This window comes from Coriobacteriia bacterium, from assembly GCA_018368455.1.
Classification (GTDB): domain Bacteria; phylum Actinomycetota; class Coriobacteriia; order Coriobacteriales; family UMGS124; genus JAGZEG01.
Genome location: JAGZEG010000017.1, coordinates 1 through 17,452 on the forward strand (window position 1 = coordinate 1; position 17,452 = coordinate 17,452).

3 protein-coding genes are annotated in these 17,452 nt (G+C 64.7%); 1 reads left to right on the plus strand and 2 read right to left on the minus strand.

What is annotated here, in order from left to right; genetic code table 11:
* Positions 1-12,765 (minus strand): hypothetical protein (locus KHZ24_10100; GenBank protein ID MBS5451537.1); only part of this gene is annotated, 12,765 nt, incomplete at its 3' end.
* 704 nt (positions 12,766-13,469) lie between these two features.
* Complete coding sequence (locus KHZ24_10105) at positions 13,470-14,954, minus strand: helix-turn-helix transcriptional regulator (protein ID MBS5451538.1); 1,485 nt, start codon at positions 14,952-14,954, stop codon at positions 13,470-13,472.
* A 423-nt stretch (positions 14,955-15,377) separates the two neighbouring features.
* Between KHZ24_10105 and KHZ24_10110 the strand changes: the two genes are divergently transcribed.
* Complete coding sequence (locus KHZ24_10110; GenBank protein MBS5451539.1) at positions 15,378-17,261, plus strand: FAD-dependent oxidoreductase; 1,884 nt, start codon at positions 15,378-15,380, stop codon at positions 17,259-17,261.
* Positions 17,262-17,452: the final 191 nt, after the last annotated feature.

Genomic DNA, 17,452 nt, shown 5'->3' on the forward strand with positions numbered 1-17,452 from the left:
GTGCAGCGTCCACGTCCGCTGGCCGGCGTCGTTCGTGCCGGCCTCCGCAAGGCCAGCCTCGGCCGCGGCCTCGAGGCCGTCGAGCGTGTACTCGATGGGAGCGAACGCAAAGCCCGCGGGGTTGCCGCCCGCCTCGCCCGAAGGCGTCACCGAGCCGGTCGACACGGGCTTTGCCGCCTTGTCGGCCGCGTTGACGATCACGAAGTCATAGGTCGCGCCGGCCGTCCAGCCCTGCCCCTCGACAGCCTTGGAGCCGAGCAGCTCGAGCGAGCCGGACGCGTCGTAGGCGTTGGCGAACGTGGGAGGCACGTCGCCCGCGCCGTCGTACGAGACGCTCGCGACGAGCTCGTGGGCGTCGCTCTCGCTCACGGTGACCGTCGCGTGGTGCACGGAGCCGTCGTACGAGACGCCGCCCAGCTCGCCCGGGCGCTCGGCGATCGTGTACTCGTACGTGCCCACCTTGTCGAACGACAGGGCGTCGAAGCTCACCGAGCCCGTCGCGCCGTTCGACGCGCTCGCCAGGGGCGCAGCCTCACCCGAGGCGATCTGGCCCGCGGAGAGCGTCCCCTCGTACAGGTCGAACGCGAACTCCCCGGCCACGAGGTCGCGGCCCTCGAGCGCCTTGCGGGCACTCAGCTGCGCCTCGACGGCCTTCGGCGTGTAAGCATTCGTGAACGAGATACCGTCTGCAGTCTCGACCTCAAAGTCGGGCGCCGCCTGAACCGCGTACGTCGGCGTCGCAGTCAGCGTGCCGTCGCCGTTGTCGACGACGCCCACGCTCACGGTGTACGTCAGCGTACTGTACGCGATGGTCTCGTCCGCGCCGGTCACCGGAACCTGCTCGGTCACGCGATACGCGTACGTGCCGGCAGCCTTGTATGTGATCTCCCCAAACGAGAATGCAGCGCCGTTGTTGCTCACGACTTTGGCGGGCGTGCCGTCAACAGTCGTAGAGCCCTCGGGCATCGGGACGTCGGCCGGGACCAGCTCCGTGCCGTCGGCCAGCGTGCCGGAGAGCGCCGCCAGCTCGAACGAGAACGCGCCGGTCACGGGCGAGAGCGTCGTGCCGTGGTCGCCGTTGTCGATCTCCTTCGTGCCGCCGAGCTCAAGCGAGCCACGAGCCGCATAGCCATTGGCAAACACCGGCAGGTTCGACTGGTCGGGTGTCGAGGCCGCGCCATCGTAGGACACGGCAGCGCTCAGCGTGCCATCGTGGTTGTCCGTCACAACAACCTGGGCATGGTGGACGGAGCTATCGTACGAGACACCGCCCAGCTCACCCGCCTGCTCAACAATCGTGTACTCGTACTCGCCCACCTTGTCGAACGACAGGGCACCGAAGCTCACGGAACCCGTCGCGCCGTTCGTGGCCATGGCGATGGGCTCGACCTCACCCGTCGCTATCTGGTCGGCCGTAAGATTGCCCTTGTAGAGCGCAAACGTAAACTCGCCGTCCCTGAGGTCGCGACCGCTCAGCGTCTTCGTCGCGCCGAGCTCGGCATCCGTCGGCGTCGCCTTATATCCGTTCGTGAAGCTGAAGAGCGGCATGCCGGCGGTGGCCTTCGGATCGGTCGCGACCGTCAGGCCACCCTGGCCGTCGTCGCTCACCGTGACCTTGACAGTCTTCTCGGCACCGTCATAGGTCACGCCGTCCTTCGCAAAGCCGCCGTTCGCCCGGACGGTGTTATCAGCCTCGGCGTATGTCACGCCGCCGGCGTTCACCGCGTCGTCAGGCACAACCTCGTGCACGGCGTACGCAAACGTCCGGGACATCTCGTCGCCCAGGTCTGCCTTGTCATACGTGATCGTGCCGAAGTCGATGGAGCCGTCCCTGCTGCTCACAACCGTCTTCGTGCCGTTCTCGGAGCCATCGGGCATCGGGGCGCCGTCAAGTCCGCTCAGCGTGAACGAGAACTTCCCGGCCAGGTCGGCGAGCGACGTGCTCGTGCCATCGTCCGCCTCCAGCACCTTCGTGCCCGAGAGGCTCACCAGGGCCGTCCCGTTGTTCGTGTACGTGTTCGTGAACGCCAGCGGCGCCGTAGCCGTGCCGATGGCCTTGTCGCCCTGGGTCGCGCTGACGCCGAGCGTGCCGTCACCGTTGTCGATGACCGTCACGGTGATGCACTGCGCGAGCGCGGCGGTCACGTTGGAGGGCAGGCCGTCAGCCTGCTCCGTGACATCGTACTGCAGCGTCCACGTGGGCTTGTCCGCCGTGGCGACCCTGGTCGCAAGGCCGGCTTCGACCGCAGCCTGCAAGCCGGCCAGATCGTAGGTGATCTCGCCAAACGAGAACGCCTGGGCATCCGTGCCCGAATCCGCCTTCACGGTGCCCGTAGAAACGACCGCCTTGGGGTCGCTCTTGTCGTTGGCGTTCGTTACGACGAACGTGAACTCGTCGCCCTCCTGCCACGGGCGGCCGGCGATGGCCTTGGTGCCCGCCAGCGTCAGCGAGCCAGAAGCAGCGTAGGTGTTGGCGAACGCCGGCGCCTGCGTCGAGCCATCATCGTAGGACACGGTCGCCTCAAGAGCGCCCGCATGGTTGTCCGCAACGCTCACGTGCGCATGGTGAACAGCGTCGTCATACGTAACGCCGCCCAGGTTGCCCTTACGCTCGACAATCGTGTAGTCGTGCTCGCCCTCGGCCTCGTAAGCCTGAGCCGGGAAGCTCACCGCACCGCTTGCGTCGTTCGAAGCGGAGGCGATGGGCTCGTGCTCGCCAGACGCTATCTGCTCGGCCGTAAGCTCGCCCTCGTAGAGGTCGAACGTGAACTCGCCCTGAGCAAGGTCGCGGCCCGAAAGCGTCTTCGTAGCCCCGAGCACCGCACTCGCAGGCGTGGCCTTGTACGTGTTGGCAAACGAGAACAGCTGCATGTCGCCCGTAACCTCGGGGTCGGTCTGGGCGGTCAAGCCGCCCTTGCCGTCGTCGCTCACCGTGACCTTGATAGTCCTGCTGGCCTTGGGGTCGTTAGTGATGCCGTCCTTGCCGTCGGTCGAGCCATTCTCAGTCACCGTGTACGTGAACGTCTTGGACATCGCGTCGCCGAGGTCGGCTTTCTTGTAGGTGATGGAGCCAAAGTCCACCGCGCCTTGCTCGTCATTGGCGACGGTCTTTGCGCCGTTCTCAGAGCCCTCTGGCATGGGCGCGCCGTCGGAGCCGCTCAGCGTGAACGAGAACTTCCCGGCGAGGTCAGCGATGGTGGTGGAGCCCACGTTGGACGTGAGGCTCTTCGCGCCGTTCAGGCTCACGGAAGCCGTGCCCTCATTGGTGTACGTGTTGGTGAAGCCCACGCTCGTCGCGTTGTCGCCGTAGTTCGGCGTCACCGTAAGCGTGCCGTCACCGTTGTCCGAAATGGTCACCGTGACGGTCTTGGGCGCGGCGGGGGTCACGCCCCGAGGCAGGCCCTCCGCACTCTCGGAAACCGTGTAGGTGTACGTGTACGAACCGTCCTCGTTGGCAATCGCCAGGCCGTTTTCGGCATCAGCCTTCACGCCGGCAAGCGTGTAGTTGATCTCCGAGAACGAGATGGACACGGCATCCGTGCCGGCAGCCGCACTCGCAGTGCCCGTAGCGACAACGGTGCTGGCATCGCCCTTGGCATTGGTCACCTGGAAAGTGAACTTGTCGCCCTCCTGCCACGGACGGCCGGCGATGGCCTTGGTGCCCGCCAGCGTCAGCGAGCCGGAGGCCTTGTAGGTGTTGGTAAACGTAACAGGCAGTTCCGTGCCGCCGTTGTAGCTAACGGACGTCACTTCGAGCTTGTGATCTTCGGTCTCCCCCACGGTCACACGCACGTGATGCACGGAGGGGTCGTACGTGACACCGGCCTCCGTGCTGCCCGCGCGCTCCTCGACAATCGTGTAGTCGTAGCTGCCGACCTTGCTGAGCTCGGGCGTCGTGAAGGCGGCGTTACCGTCCCCGTCGTTCTTAGCGGTCGCAAGCGGTTTATGCGTGCCACTCGCCGCAATGTCATCCGCGCTCAGTTCGCCCTCGTACAGGTCGAACGTGAACTCGTCAGCGGACAGGTCACGCCCGTCAAGCGTCTTATAGACGTTGAGCGTTGCCGTCACGGACGTCGGCTTGTAGACGTTGGTGAACGAGATGGCGTCCGCAGCCTCGTCGCCAATCGTGTAAGTGGCAGAGGGGGTCAACTGGCCCTTGACGTCGGTCACGGTGACCGCGACGTCGTAGGTCACGGTGCTGTAGGTGATGTCCGGGTCGGCGCCAGCCACCTCGGTGACGGTGTAGTGGTACGTGCCCTCCTTGGTGTAGGTCATCTCGCCGAAGGTAAAGGTCGCGCCGTTGTTGGACACGGTCTTGCTGCCGTTCTCGGCGCCCTCGGGCATCGGCGTCTCCACGCCGGCAGTGTTTTCGCCCGCCGTCAGCGTAAACGAGAAGCTGCGCTCACCCGCCTGTAGGCTCGTGTCACCGGCAGCATTATCGATGACCTTGGTGCCGCCGAGCGCATACGTCGCCTCGCCAGGCTTGTAGGCGTTCACGAAAGTGGGCGTGGCGTCGGTGCCCGTTTGCTCTTGGTGTGCGCCGTCGGCCTGGGAGGGCGTGACGGTCTTGGATTCCACAGAGAGGTTGCCCTTGCCGTCGTCTTTGACCTCGTAGGTGATGGTGTAGATCACGCCGTCCTTGGAGACGCCCGGGGCCTTCTCCGGGTCGACATCGTTCTCGGAGAGCTCGAACACATAGGTGCCCTCGGCGCCGAACGTCAGCTCGTCAAAGGCAATGGCGCCCTGCGCGTCGTTGGACTTGGTCTGGTCCGCAAAGCTCTGGCCAGTAGGAGCCGTCGTGTTCTTAAGCGTGAAGGAGAACTGGCCCGCCTCGAGCTCGTAGGCGTCGCCGTCGCTCGTGACGGACTTGGTGGCCGTCAGCGTATCTGTGACGGGTTTCGCCTCATACTTGTTGGTGAGAACGGGCTGGGCATAGCCGTTGCTGTCAGTTGACGTCATGTCCTTGACCCCAACCTTGGCGGTCACCACGCGGGTGAGACCACCCTTGCCGTTGTCGGTGACCTTCACCGTGTAGACAGCGACCTCGTTTGAGTACGTAACGCCGTTCTTGGTATAGGTGCCGTCCTCGTTTTGGGCTGCATCCTCGGGTACGACTTCCTTCACCGAGTAGGTGAAGGTCTTGGTGGCATTGCCCTTATCGTCCTTGCCGGTGAGCTGGCTTAACGTGTAGGCGATCCGGTCGAAGCTCACGACACCGTCGGCCCCCACCGTCTTGGTCTGCAGCGGCGTACCCTCAGCCTTGTCGCCAGCAAACAGCTGGAACTGGAACGCGTCATCGCCGGCAGGCATCGCGCCGCCGTTGTACGCCTTCTTGGCCGTCAGGAGCACGTTTCCGGCAGCGTTATAGCTGTTGGCAAACTGCACGGTATCAGAGTTGGAGTTTACGCCCTTGACCGAGGCGACGAGCTTGCCCGTAGCCTTGTCAAGCGCGACCGTCACGCAGACGAACTCGAGCTCGTTCTGATAGGTAATGCCCTGGTACGTGTTGTTTACGGCGTCCTCGGGAACGCGCTCCGCAAGCGTGTACCAGTACTCCCCCGTCTTCTCGTACGCCAGCGAATCGAACGTCACGTTGCCGTCGGCGTCGTTGGTCTTGGACTGCAGGAACTTCGAGGCGTCGGGGCTACCGAACTGCATGCCCTCATACAGGTCGAACGTGAACTCGCCAGCCTTGAGGTCACGGCCGCTCAGCGTCTTGTGCGCCTTGAGCGTGGCCTCGGCGCCATCCGCCTTGTACGTGTTCGCGAACGTCGGCTGCTGGAGGTTCGTGCCGTCAGCGTTCTTGAGGATCTTGCCGGACGCGTCCTTGATGACGTGGCTGACGTTGAGGACGGTCTTGTCGCCCGACACCTTAGACGTCACCTTGACCTCGACGGTGTAGATAGCCTCGTCGTAGGTCATGCCGACCTCGGTGCCCTTGACCTCGCTCACCTTGTAGATATAGGTGTTGCCGGCGTCCTCGCTCAGCGCGTAGGTGATGTTCGGGAACGTGGCCTTGGCATCGCTCTGGACCTTCTGGGTGAGCGAGCCGCCCTTCTGCCCGTTGGGCATCGGGACGTCCGCAGCGTCAATCGCGCTGCCGTCAGCCTTCTGGCCGCCCGCGGCTTCCAGCGTGAAGGAGAACTTGCCCTCCGTCAGCGGGTTGCTGTCCGACTGGTCGTCATAGCTCTTGTTCACGACCAGGCCGGACAAGCCCTCGCTCTCGTTGTACGTGTTGGTGATGGTGGCGGTGCCGTCCTGCTTCCAGTCAAGCTGGTCGTCGCCCACGGTCGTGCCTTCATCGGTCTCCTTGAGGGCGACCTCCGTCGTAGCAGAGAGCGTGCCCGCGCCGTTGTCCGTGACAGTCACACGCACGTCATACAGCGCATTGGAATAGACAAGGCCCGGAATCGTGTCGGCGTCGTTCGTCGGCGTGATCTCGGAGACCGTGTAGTTGTAGACACCCGCCTTGTCGTAGGTCATCCCGCCGAAGTTGAACGTATCGCCGGTCGAGACGGCCTTGTCGAGCACGCCGTTCGCAGTGCCCTCCGGCATCGGCACGTTAGCCTTGGCAACGGTAGAGCCACCGGCAGTCAGCGTTCCACCGACAGCCTCCAGACGGAAGGTGAACGACTTGCCAGAGGCGGCGACGCTGTCCCAGTCGAAACCCTCGCCCGCCAAAACCTTCTGCGCACTGACACTCGCCGTGGCAGGAACCACCTTATACGTGTTCGTGAACGTGCCGGTGCTCACCGTGCCGTCGCCATCCGCGCGGTTCGTACCATACATCGTGTAGAGGTTACCGAAGCCGTCGTCCACCACGGTCACCGTGAACGTGACGTGATGCGCGTCGTAGGTGATGCCGTCTTTCTCGTTGTTGCCCTCGCCCACCAGCGTCTTGCCGTCAGGTCCGACCTCGGCCATCGTGTAGGTGAGCTGCCAGGCGCGGTGGCCATCCTGCACGGTCGGTGTGGCGTAGCCCTTGTCTACGAGCCACGGCAGGGAACGCGGAGCGTTGGCGCCCGTGCCCACCAGGCCGGTATCCTGATCCGTCGCCGGCAGCACAGAGTAGCCGATGCGCTTCGTGGTGATCACGCCGTTGGCGCCGTTGGTCAGGCCTGTCTCGACGGGCTCAGCCGTCGTGTCGGTACCGCGGTACACGTTGAACGTGAACTGACCGGGCTTCAGAGCAGGCGCCGTCACACCAGAGTCCGCCACCAGCGTCTTGCTAGCCGCAAAGTACACGTAGCCGGTCGCCGCATACGTGTTGGTGAACGAGGCCTTGTCCTTCACACCCTTGTCGGCTGCGTTTGCTGCCCTGCTGTTGTCGTACGTGGCGGTGGCCTCGAGCGAGCCATCGCCCTTGTCCTCAACGTGCACGTTCACGTAGGCGTGGTGCGTGTCCTGCGTGACGCCGTTGGCGTTCACGTCGGACTCAAGCACGGTGAACTTGAAGTCGCCAGGCTTGGTGAAGGTGAGGCCCTCGAAGAAGAAGGTCGCAGCCTCGCCATTCTTGAGGCTATGGAGCGTCTGCGTCATGCTGTCGGCAGCTGTGTCACTACCGAACACGATGGAGTCGTCAGCAAGCCCAGCCGCAGCCGCCCTGGCCCCAGCCGAGCCATCCTGCGCGGCGCGCAGCGTGAACGTGACGGACTCGCGGTCGTTGAGGTCGCGGCCAACGAGCGTCTTGCTGCCAGTTACGTCGAGGGAGGCCGGCGTCGGCTTGTATTCGTTCGAGAACGTGAGCACGCCAGAGGTGAGCTCGTCAGCAGGCACAGGCGTCGTGCCGTCGCTCAGGAAATAGCTCGGCGTGGCCTTGATGGTGCCGTCCGCATTCTGGGTGACCGCGACCTTGATCACATATTCGACCAGGTCATACGTCATGCCGTTGAGCGTCGCCGTGCCGTTGCCGTTGTCCGCGGCGCCAGTCGGCACGTTCTCCCTGAGAGTGTACGTGTAGGTCTTGCCTGCGTGGTCCACGTCGTTGTACTCGATAGCCGGGAACTGGATGGCGCCCGTAGACTGCGTGCCCGCAGTAACGCTGCCGTCTTTCGCCGAGGCGGGCATGGGCGCATCGTCCCGCGCGGTCAGCGTGAAGGTGAAGCCTTGCTGCTGCAGCGGCTTGGTACCGGTGGTGTCCGTGTACTTCTTCAGCGCCTCCAGCGCAAGGCTGGTGGTCTTCTCGGAGTACTCGTTGGTAAACGTCACCGTAGTGCCGTTGACGCCCTCGCTGTCACTCACCTGGCCATGATCCCTGTCGAACACGCGCGTGATGGTGGGCGTAGCCTCGAGCTTACCGCCCTTGTCCACAACCTCAACCGTCACGTCGTAGCGGCCTTGCGAATAGTCCATGCCCGGGATGGCGGCGTCAGTACCGACGTCATCCTGCTCGACGATCTGGTAGTGGTACGTGCCAGCCTCGGTGTACGAGATGTCCCCGAAAGGAACGGTCTCGTGGGCATCGTCTGTCAGTTCGACGGTCTTGATCCGGCTGCCGCTCGTGCTGGTTTGCGTGCCCTCCGGCATCGGGGCGTCCTGGGTGGGAGACACGGCCACGAGGTCCGAGCTGAATGCGGCGCCCTCGGGCAGCTCGCCCCACTCAATGCCCTCCAGCGCCTTGCTCACGCTGAGCGCGACGGAGGTGGGCTCGGGCTTGTACTCGTTCTTGAACGTCTGCACGCCATCAACGTTGTCGAGACCCGTCACGGAGGCCTTGGCCGTCAGCGTCTGGTCGGCGCCACGCGTCACCGTGAACGTGAGGGTCGCCGTCTTGTCACTGTAAGTGAGGTGGTCCTCAGTCTGGCCGGCCTTGTCCTCCCTTAGCTCGTACACATACGTGCCCGGCTTGGTGAACGTGAAGTCTCCCACGTTGAGGCTCGCGATGGCACCCGAGGCGGGCTTGCCGACCGTCCAGGACGTCTTGGCATTGCCGTCCGCGTCCTTGGGCATGGCGGCGCTCAGCTCGTCGGCGCTCACCGTGCTGCCGTCGGCCTTCGCAGCCAGCGCGAACGAGAACAACTCGCCGTCCTGCCAGTCACGGCCCACGAGCTGCTTGCCCAGCGTCGCACTCGCCGTTGCCTTCTCCGGGATCTTCTCGTCGTAGACGTTGTAGGACGTCGCGGCGCTCGGCGCGATGCCGCGGGCTTTCGCCTTGGCAAGTGCCGCCTCATAGACGGCGTCGTCCGTGCCGCGCAGCATCACGTAGTGGACTGTCGGGTTGAGCTCGTAACCGTCAGGCGCCTTTGTCTCCTGGAAGAAGTAGACGACGTCCGTCTCGAGCGCATGGTCCGAGCCGCCAAACGTCACGTAACCTGAGGTGTCCGTCGCCGCCTCGGTTACCTTCTCGGAGACGGCGCGGATCTGCTCCTCGGTGTTGGCCCCCTCGGCAAGCTGGTCGACGTTAACTTTCCAGAGCTCGAACGTCGCGCCCGCAAGCGTGCGGTTCAGGTCGGCCGAGTCGTTCTTCGTAACGGTGAACGTGCCTGGCGCACCCTCGGTGCCGGCGCTCGAGTCGACGACCTCCCAGCTGCCCTGATCGGTGGAAGAGCCACCCTCCACGCCGCTCAGCTCGGCCGTGTTGGAAAGCGTAATGGTCTCGCCCTTGTTGCCCACAGGCTTGACCTCATAGAAGACCGTGATGGCACGGGAGTCCGGCACGGTGATGGTCAGCCTGACCGTGCTGTTGCCCTGGTCGTCTGTAACGTTCTCTACCTTAACAGGCGCGATGACCGTGTTGCCCGTGTTGGAGTCGGTGATCTTCAAAGACGAAGGAATGAGCGAAGAACGGTAGTCGAGCACGTCGGAGAGCTCGACAGTGTCAGAGCCGGGGATGAGATCGGAGCCGCTCTGGTTCACCTTGATGGTGTAGCCCACATGCGAGCGATCGGACAGGCCCTCGCGCGTGCTGTCCTTGGTGATGATCTCGCTCTTGCCGGAGACCGTCGCCGAAGCGTCGCCGAAGTCGAGGCTGCCCGAACCGCCGTGTGCGTTGTTCGTGAACGTCTGCTCGGAGCCGGAGGGCACGGCGGACGCCTTGGCGGCCGTCTGATACGTGAGGGTGGCCCGCACCTTGCAGGAACCATCCGCCTGCCTTACGGGCTCGGTGGGCATGGTAAACGTCACGGTTCCGTCGCCCTGCTCCATCTGGGGGGTGCCGTGGGAAACCATCGAGGTTTGGCCCCAGATGTAATTATTGCCCGAAGTCGCATCGTACCAGGCAGAGTCAGGGACAAAGCTCATCCCGGCGGGAATCTGGTCGACAACAACGATAGGCTTCCCGTCCAGGTCAACCCTTCCCATGTTGTTGTACCACTCGTTCGTGCCCTCGTTGGGCCAGTTCGCCTTGACCTGCCACGTGGCGACCCAGGCACCTCGGTCGGAGGAGCCGTCTACCTTGCTCCAGTCAAAGGTGGGGTCCCATACCATCGACTGGGCGTTCTTCTCCAGGCCGGCATTCTTGTCAACGGTGTAGCTTGCCTTTGCATTGGTCTCGCGGTTGCGATAGGTCACCGTCGACGTGTTATCGAACGTGCCCCAACCCGTTGACTGCGTGTCATAGGTGACCTGGATATCCTTGGAGCCCATGGCAGCCTTCACGGCATCGGACGCCTTGAGCGTGATGGTCATGGTGCCCTTGTGACCGTTGTACTGCATCCACGAGAGATCGTAGTCCACGCCCTTTGTGAGGGTGTTTCCGTCGATTGTCACGACGGGCTCAGAGCCCTCCTTGAACCAGATGTTCGTAGCGGGGTACATCCTGTCTACGAACTTCACCGTAGTGGGGTCGGTAGCGGGATCCATGAGCGACGTCTTGATTGTGGAGACCCACGTCACGGTGCCGTCCTTGACGGCGTTGTTCTCCTTGAGCTCCTTGGCAACGTAGATTGTCTGGTCACCAGGGCCCACGTAGCTGCCCGAGCCGGAGCCCTCGGGGCCCTTGCTGGGGTCGGGAGGCGTGACCTTGGCCGTGTTGGTGAAGGGACCGGTTGCGCTCGGGTCATCAAGTTTGGTCGTGTACTCGATGACGTACATCTTCTTGCCGGCGTCTGCCGGGAAGGTGTAGGTGAAGCTGTCCGCGTTTGCGTCGATGTTGCCCGAGCCGATCTGCTGCCAGTTGGCGTCCTTGATCTCGTAGCTACCGGTGTAGCTCATGCCCTCGGGCAGCGTGTCCTTGAACACGTAGCCGCCCATGTCCGCCTTGAGCGAGCCCGTGTTGATCTGCACCGTCCACTTGACGGTGCCGTCCTCCTGCGTCTGGCCGTTGCCCTTCGTGACCATGTTGTAGCTGATGTCGGGCGTATACGTGCCCTTGCCGGGCTCTGTGGAACCGCTCCACGTCCATTCGGCGCTGTTGTTCACGCCCTCGAGCTTCTGCCCGTTCTGAAGCTTTGCGAGCGCGTCCTCGGAGATCTTGCCCTGGTACGTGAGGGTGTACTGACCGGGCTCAAGATCTCCTAGCTTGATGGTCGCGTCCTGCCCGTCGACGGTCACGGACTGGCCGTCGCCGAGTGCGGCGTTGTTGAGCTTGAAGGTGCCATCTACAAAGCTCACGTTGTCGCCCAGGTGGTCCTTCACCACTACGTCACGCGAGCCGGGTTCGGGCACGGTCAGATTGATGTTATAGGTGATGACACCGGTTTCTGCATCGAAGTTGCCCCACTTGCCGCCAGTGACGTCACCGTCCTTGATAGTGATAGTGGTGGTCTCGCCCGTGTCCGGGAACACGATCTCGTGATCGCCGGGCTTGTCGATGGTGTCCTTGTTGAAATCGAACTCGAAGTTCACGAACGCCTTGATATCGGAGGGGTTGCTCCTAAGCCATGCCTCGTCATATTTCAAGATAATGCGGTCGTTGGACACCTCCCAGGTACCCGCCTTGTTGTGGCCATCGTCATAGAGCACGCCGTTCTGAGCTTTGGCAACGGTTTCGTTGGGAATGTTGTACTGGATGTTCGGGCTCTCGAGCGTGGGCTTCTCGGCATCGGAGAACTCGATATTGAGGTTGCCGTAGTAGGACTTGTTGATGTCGATAGGGGTGCCCTGAGTCACCGGGGTCGTGTGGCCCTCGTCCTGCCAGAGGCCCACGTCGATGGAGCTCGTGGCACCGTCGCCCAGGACGCGCGGCTCGGCGTTGGGGTTGTACTCGCTTTCGGCGGCGTCAGCGTCGGCATTGGCGTCATTCGCGATCGAGTCAGCGGAAGGGTTTTGCACGCCGTCAGCGTCGGGCGTCGCACCGGAGGCATCGGCAGAGGGAGCGTCGCCCTGCGCCGGCTCGGAGTCGCCCGGCATGTCGCCCGCACCCGCGTCGTCCGCCGGGGGCTCGTCCGTCGAGCCAGCATCGTTAGAGGATGAATCTTCAGGAGAGGTTGAGGGATCGTCGCCCGTCCCATCGGCCGGGTCATCGCCGCCATTGGAGGGGTCGCCCGTACCCGCGTCGCCCGCGCCATCTCCGTCGGGGATCGGCGTTTCGTCGCCAGCGTCAGGCGCCGACCCATCGGCCGCCGCGTCGTCGCCCTCGGTCGCCGGATCGCCGACCACCGGAGACTCGGGCTCGGAAGCGGGGCCTTCCGTCGCAGGCACCTCGGACTCGGGATCGGGGGACGTCCCCTGCAGGCCGTCGTCCGCCGGAACGGCAGCGTCCTCCACGCTTTCAGGCTCGGCGGGCACAACCTCCTCGATCGGCGCGGGCTCTCCCTGAGCAAGCTCGCTGGCCCACGCCGGCGTAGCCCAGCACGTCAGGTTCTGGAACACCAGGACGGCGCTCAAGAAGAACGAAAGGATCTGCTGACCTACCCGAGGGCTCCTGGAAACGCCCCCCCCCGCACTATTTTCGTCTCCCCCATGACGGCCTTCCTTCCTCTCACCACGGCGCTTGTGCGCTGCTTGTACGCAATGCATGTCCGGGCACTGTCAGCCTCACGATGTCCGAGCCGTCTTCGACGGGCCGTTTGCGTGGGCGCAGTGCGCAAGACGTTGACGGTGGTGTGGTTAGGCGGCGTATGTCAACGTGAGTTAACGGTGCAGTGTGCGCAGTTTACTACACCAAAGAAAAGCCGACTGGTTACGCCACGTGTGTGCCAGGTTTGGCGCACATCGTCATGAAAACAGGAGGATTTTCTGCAGTTCAATAGAGAAACTGCAGGTAGATGGCCATATAGAAAGCGGATGGCCTCCTTCGAAAGCAGGGGCTTCGCCCCAACGGCATACGCCGTGTCATGCCATGACGAGAGCGCTCGACATCACAACTGACCTGCAAAAATGTCAGCATTCAACCAACTGGTTGACAGATGGGCATAATTTCTCGACTGTCTCGTTATTCAAACGGAGGTTGATACCGAAAGCAGCGCAAAAGCCCAGACCCTGCAGCTCAGTACAGCAGAACCTAGGCTGAGTATAAACGTATACGTGATACTTTACGGTGAGGGTAAGGGTTGGCGCTCTCGGCAGCAAAGCCGAGGTCGAGCGTCCCCCTACATCTGCACGGCCTCGACGCGGTCGAGCAGCTCCTGCTTGCCGTGGACATCGAGCTTCGCGTAGATGTGCTTCACGTGGCCGCGCACCGTGTTCTCCGAGATCAGGAACGTCTCGGCGATGTGCACCTTGCTGCGGCCGCGCACGAGCATCTCGAGGATCTCGCGCTCGCGCGGCGTGAGGCCGTACTCCTCGGACAGCCGCGCGCACCGGTCGCTCAGCGGGTCGGCGGCGCCCTGCTGGCTCGCCGCATCGTGCTCCCCCAGCTCGCGCTGCAGCTCGCCGATGCGACGCGCCGGCGAGTCCTGGTCGGCCTCGCCCTCGCCCGCCTCGTTGAGCTCGGCAAAGATGAGTCGGTTGCCCATGGACGCGTCGTCGAGCACGAACATCATGACGATGACGAGCGCCCACACGATGAGCGACGTCACGAGCGCGGCGTCGGGTCCAAAGCCCACAAGCGCGTCGCCCGCGGCCTTGCCGATCATGAACGGCAGCGAGTAGGCCGTCCATCCCAGCGCGAACACCATCATCGGGTGGTACGGGCTGTGCCGCGCAACGTCAGCCAGCGCCAGGAACAGGAAGACGATGAGGAACGTCTGTGCCGTGCGAACGAGCGACAGCAGGTACATGACGGCCTCGCCGCTCAGGTGCGACTCGAATATGAGCGCCGTGCCCATGAGCACGAGGATGAGGCGCCACGTGCGGCTGAAGTCCAGGCCGCGCCCCGCCACGCCCACCCACACGAGCATGATGAGCGCAAGCACGACCTCGCTGCCGTGGTGGACGAGGATCGGCGCAAGCGAGGGCGGCGTCGTGTCGAGAAACAGCGACTGGACGACGCCCGTCGTGAGGCTGAACACCGCGATGCCGCCGGCGAGGCGCGCCAGCGAGCCGATCGTGCGGTTGTTGTAGTAGCGGATGGGCTCGGGGGCCTCGGGCATGGCGAGCTGCGCGCGGCGCAGGCAGACGAACGTCGCAAACGGGGCCAGGGCCAGCACGACGGCGGCAGGCACGGGCGGCAGCACGTCAACGACGGCCTTGATGGCCGAGCCGACGGCCATCGTCAGAAAGATGAGCGGCGCTGCGCAGCGCACGTCGAGGCGAGCGTACAGGACGCACCAGCGCGCGTAGGCCCAGCCGACGCCCAAGCCGCCCGCGGTAGAGGCGACGACGGCAACGGCCGCGTCGGGCAGGGGCAGCGGCAGGCACAGCAGCACGGCCGACACAGCCATGAGAACGGCCGACACAGCGTCGAGCACGTTCGCCAACCACGGCGCGGGGAAGGCGTCGGTAGCGCCGGCGCCGCGCGTCGCATGGCGCACCCACGCGAACAGCGCGACGAGCGCGACGGACAGCACGGCGTACATGACGACCATCGTCGAGACGTCGCCGTTGAGCACGAATCGATGCGTCGAGCAGTAGATCCACAGGTGGATGAAGCACAGGCCGAGATGCCACGGCCGCACTGACTTGAGGAATCCCATAGCCCGCACTCCCCTCTCGTCGCCGACAGCAGAAGGCCGCCCGTCGTCAGGAGCGGACTTTCAGCAGGAAAGACAGCGAAATCAAACTTGAGGCACTCCTGTGCCCATCCTAGCAAATGCCCCAGCCCTAAGCTGCGAGAACGCGCGAAATACCCCATTTCGGGGCGCCCCGATATCGCGCGGAAAGACCTGCACCGGGTCATGTCATAAAACGAGCCAACCCGTTTGGGGGTCTGGCCGGTCGGCCCCCTGCGCTCCTATTGTGGGAATCGTTCCGCACGGAGCACAGGTTCCCCGGCTCGCCCGGCTCTTCCGCAACGCACGGCCCTCGAAGCCGCCCGCGACGCGGATCTACGGGCCCCGTGACCAGCCTGCGCCCCCGCGCACCACAGCAGTCCACCATACGGAAAGGACGCATCACCCATGAACGATCAGCCTCAGCTCGCCGCCAACCTCACGATGTCGCGCCGCGCGTTCACCCGTGCCGCCGCCTGTGGCCTCGCCGCCACCGGTCTGCTCGGCTCGGGCATCGCCTCCCGCAGCGTGCTCGCCAGCGAGGCCGCCGACAAGGCCGCGGCCCTGAGCTTCACGCCCGGCACGTACACCGGCACGGCGGTGGGCAACGGCGGCAACATCGTCCTCGACGTCACGTTCTCCGAGAACGCCATCGAGTCCATCGAGGTCGTCTCGCAGTCCGAGACCCCGGCCGTCGCGACCGGCGCCCTCGAGCAGCTCCCGCAGCTCATCATCGAGAAGCAGAGCCTCGGCATCGACGGCATGACGGGCGCCACCGTCACGAGCGCCGGCATCTTCAACGCCGTGGCCGATGCCGCCGAGCAGGCCGGTGCCGACACGAAGGCCCTGTACGCCACGCTCGACGAGCCCAAGTCCACCGAGGTCAAGGAGCTCTCGGCTGACGCGGTCGTCGTGGGCGGCGGCGCGGCCGGCATGGCGGCCACCCTGCGCCTGGCCGAGCTCGGCAAGAAGGTCATCCTCGTCGAGAAGACGTACCGTCTCGGCGGCTGCATCTCCGTGTCCGGCGGCAACCAGGTCGTCATGGGCTCCGCGCTGCAGGAGGAGGCTGGCGTCTCCGACGACACTCCCGAGTCGATGGTCGAGGACTTCCAGGCCAACGGCGAGGACATGTGCGTGCCTGAGCTCATCCAGCTCTACGCCGATCACGTGGGCGAGACGACGGACTGGCTGAACCAGAGCTGCGGCGTCGAGTACAACATGGAGGCCGGCCTGCACGACCTGGCCGAGTACAGCCACGACCGCGAGCTCGCCTACGCCGGCGGCGGCAACGGCGCCTCTGAGAGCATGAAGGCCGCCATCGCGGAGAGCGGCGCTGACGTCCTGCTCGACACGTCCATCCAGGCCATCACGATGGCCGACGGCGCCGTGGCCGGCATCGAGGCCGTGGCCAAGGACGGCACGACGTACAAGATCAGCGCCCCGGCCGTCGTGCTGGCCGCCGGCGGCTACGGCGCGAGCCAGAAGTGGAAGCCCGAGTCGCTCGCCACGTCGCTGTACTACGGCCTGACGACCTCGACGGGCGACGGCCTCACCGTTGCCACGGCTCCCGAGGTCAACGCCGGCACGCTCATGCTCGAGTACGCCAAGCAGTACCCGAACGGCGTCGAGGTCTCCGAGGGCCGCGCCAAGTCGACGATCGACGGTAACCTCGTCGTGTGGCCGATGAGCGCCATCCTCGTGAGCCCGGAGGGCAAGCGCGTCGTCAACGAGAAGGCGTCGAACCACGACATTCTCGAGGTCGAGCTGCAGCAGGAGAACGCGACGCTCTACCTGCTCATGGACGCCGAGAACTACGCCGCGTGGAGCGAGAAGCTCCCGGGCACGGGCTTCAACATGGACGATGTCCAGAAGTGGCTCGACGCCAACGGCACGACGACGCCCGTCTTCGCGCACGACGAGACGATCGAGGGCCTCGCCGGCCGCGTCAACATGGACCCCGAGGTGCTCGTCGAGACCGTTGACAACTACAACGCCGGCGTCGACGCGGGCGTGGACGAGTTCGGCCGCCCGGGCGACTACCTCACGATGAAGATCGGCGACGGCGAGTACTACCTCGTCGAGCAGAAGCCGCGCTACGCCACGACGATGGGCGGCCTCGTCATCAACGACCAGCTGCAGGTCGAGGACGCAGACGGCAACGTCATCACCGGCCTGTACGCCGCCGGTGAGATCGTGGGCGGCGTCATGGGCTCCAACTCGCCCTCCGGCGCCAACAACGGCTGGGCGCTGACGAGCGGCAAGCTCGCCGCCGAGAGCATCGCCAACGCGTAAGGTACAGCGCGCCCTCGCTCTGGATAGACCGCGTGTTACGGGCCGGACGTCTCCGCTGGAGGCGCCCGGCCCTGCCTTTGCGCGCGGGATGTCGTTTCGTGGACGAGAACCGGGCTCGTGTATGGGGCTTCGGACGCCAAGCGCGCGATCGGGGCCTCGGCCCCCGCAGCTCCCAGCGAAAACGCCGGAGC

Excerpts from the sequence above, each read along its gene's own strand:
- KHZ24_10105 (MBS5451538.1), bottom strand. The coding sequence starts at position 14,954 with ATGGGATTCCTCAAGTCAGTGCGGCCGTGGCATCTCGGCCTGTGCTTC.
- KHZ24_10110 (MBS5451539.1), top strand. The coding sequence starts at position 15,378 with ATGAACGATCAGCCTCAGCTCGCCGCCAACCTCACGATGTCGCGCCGC.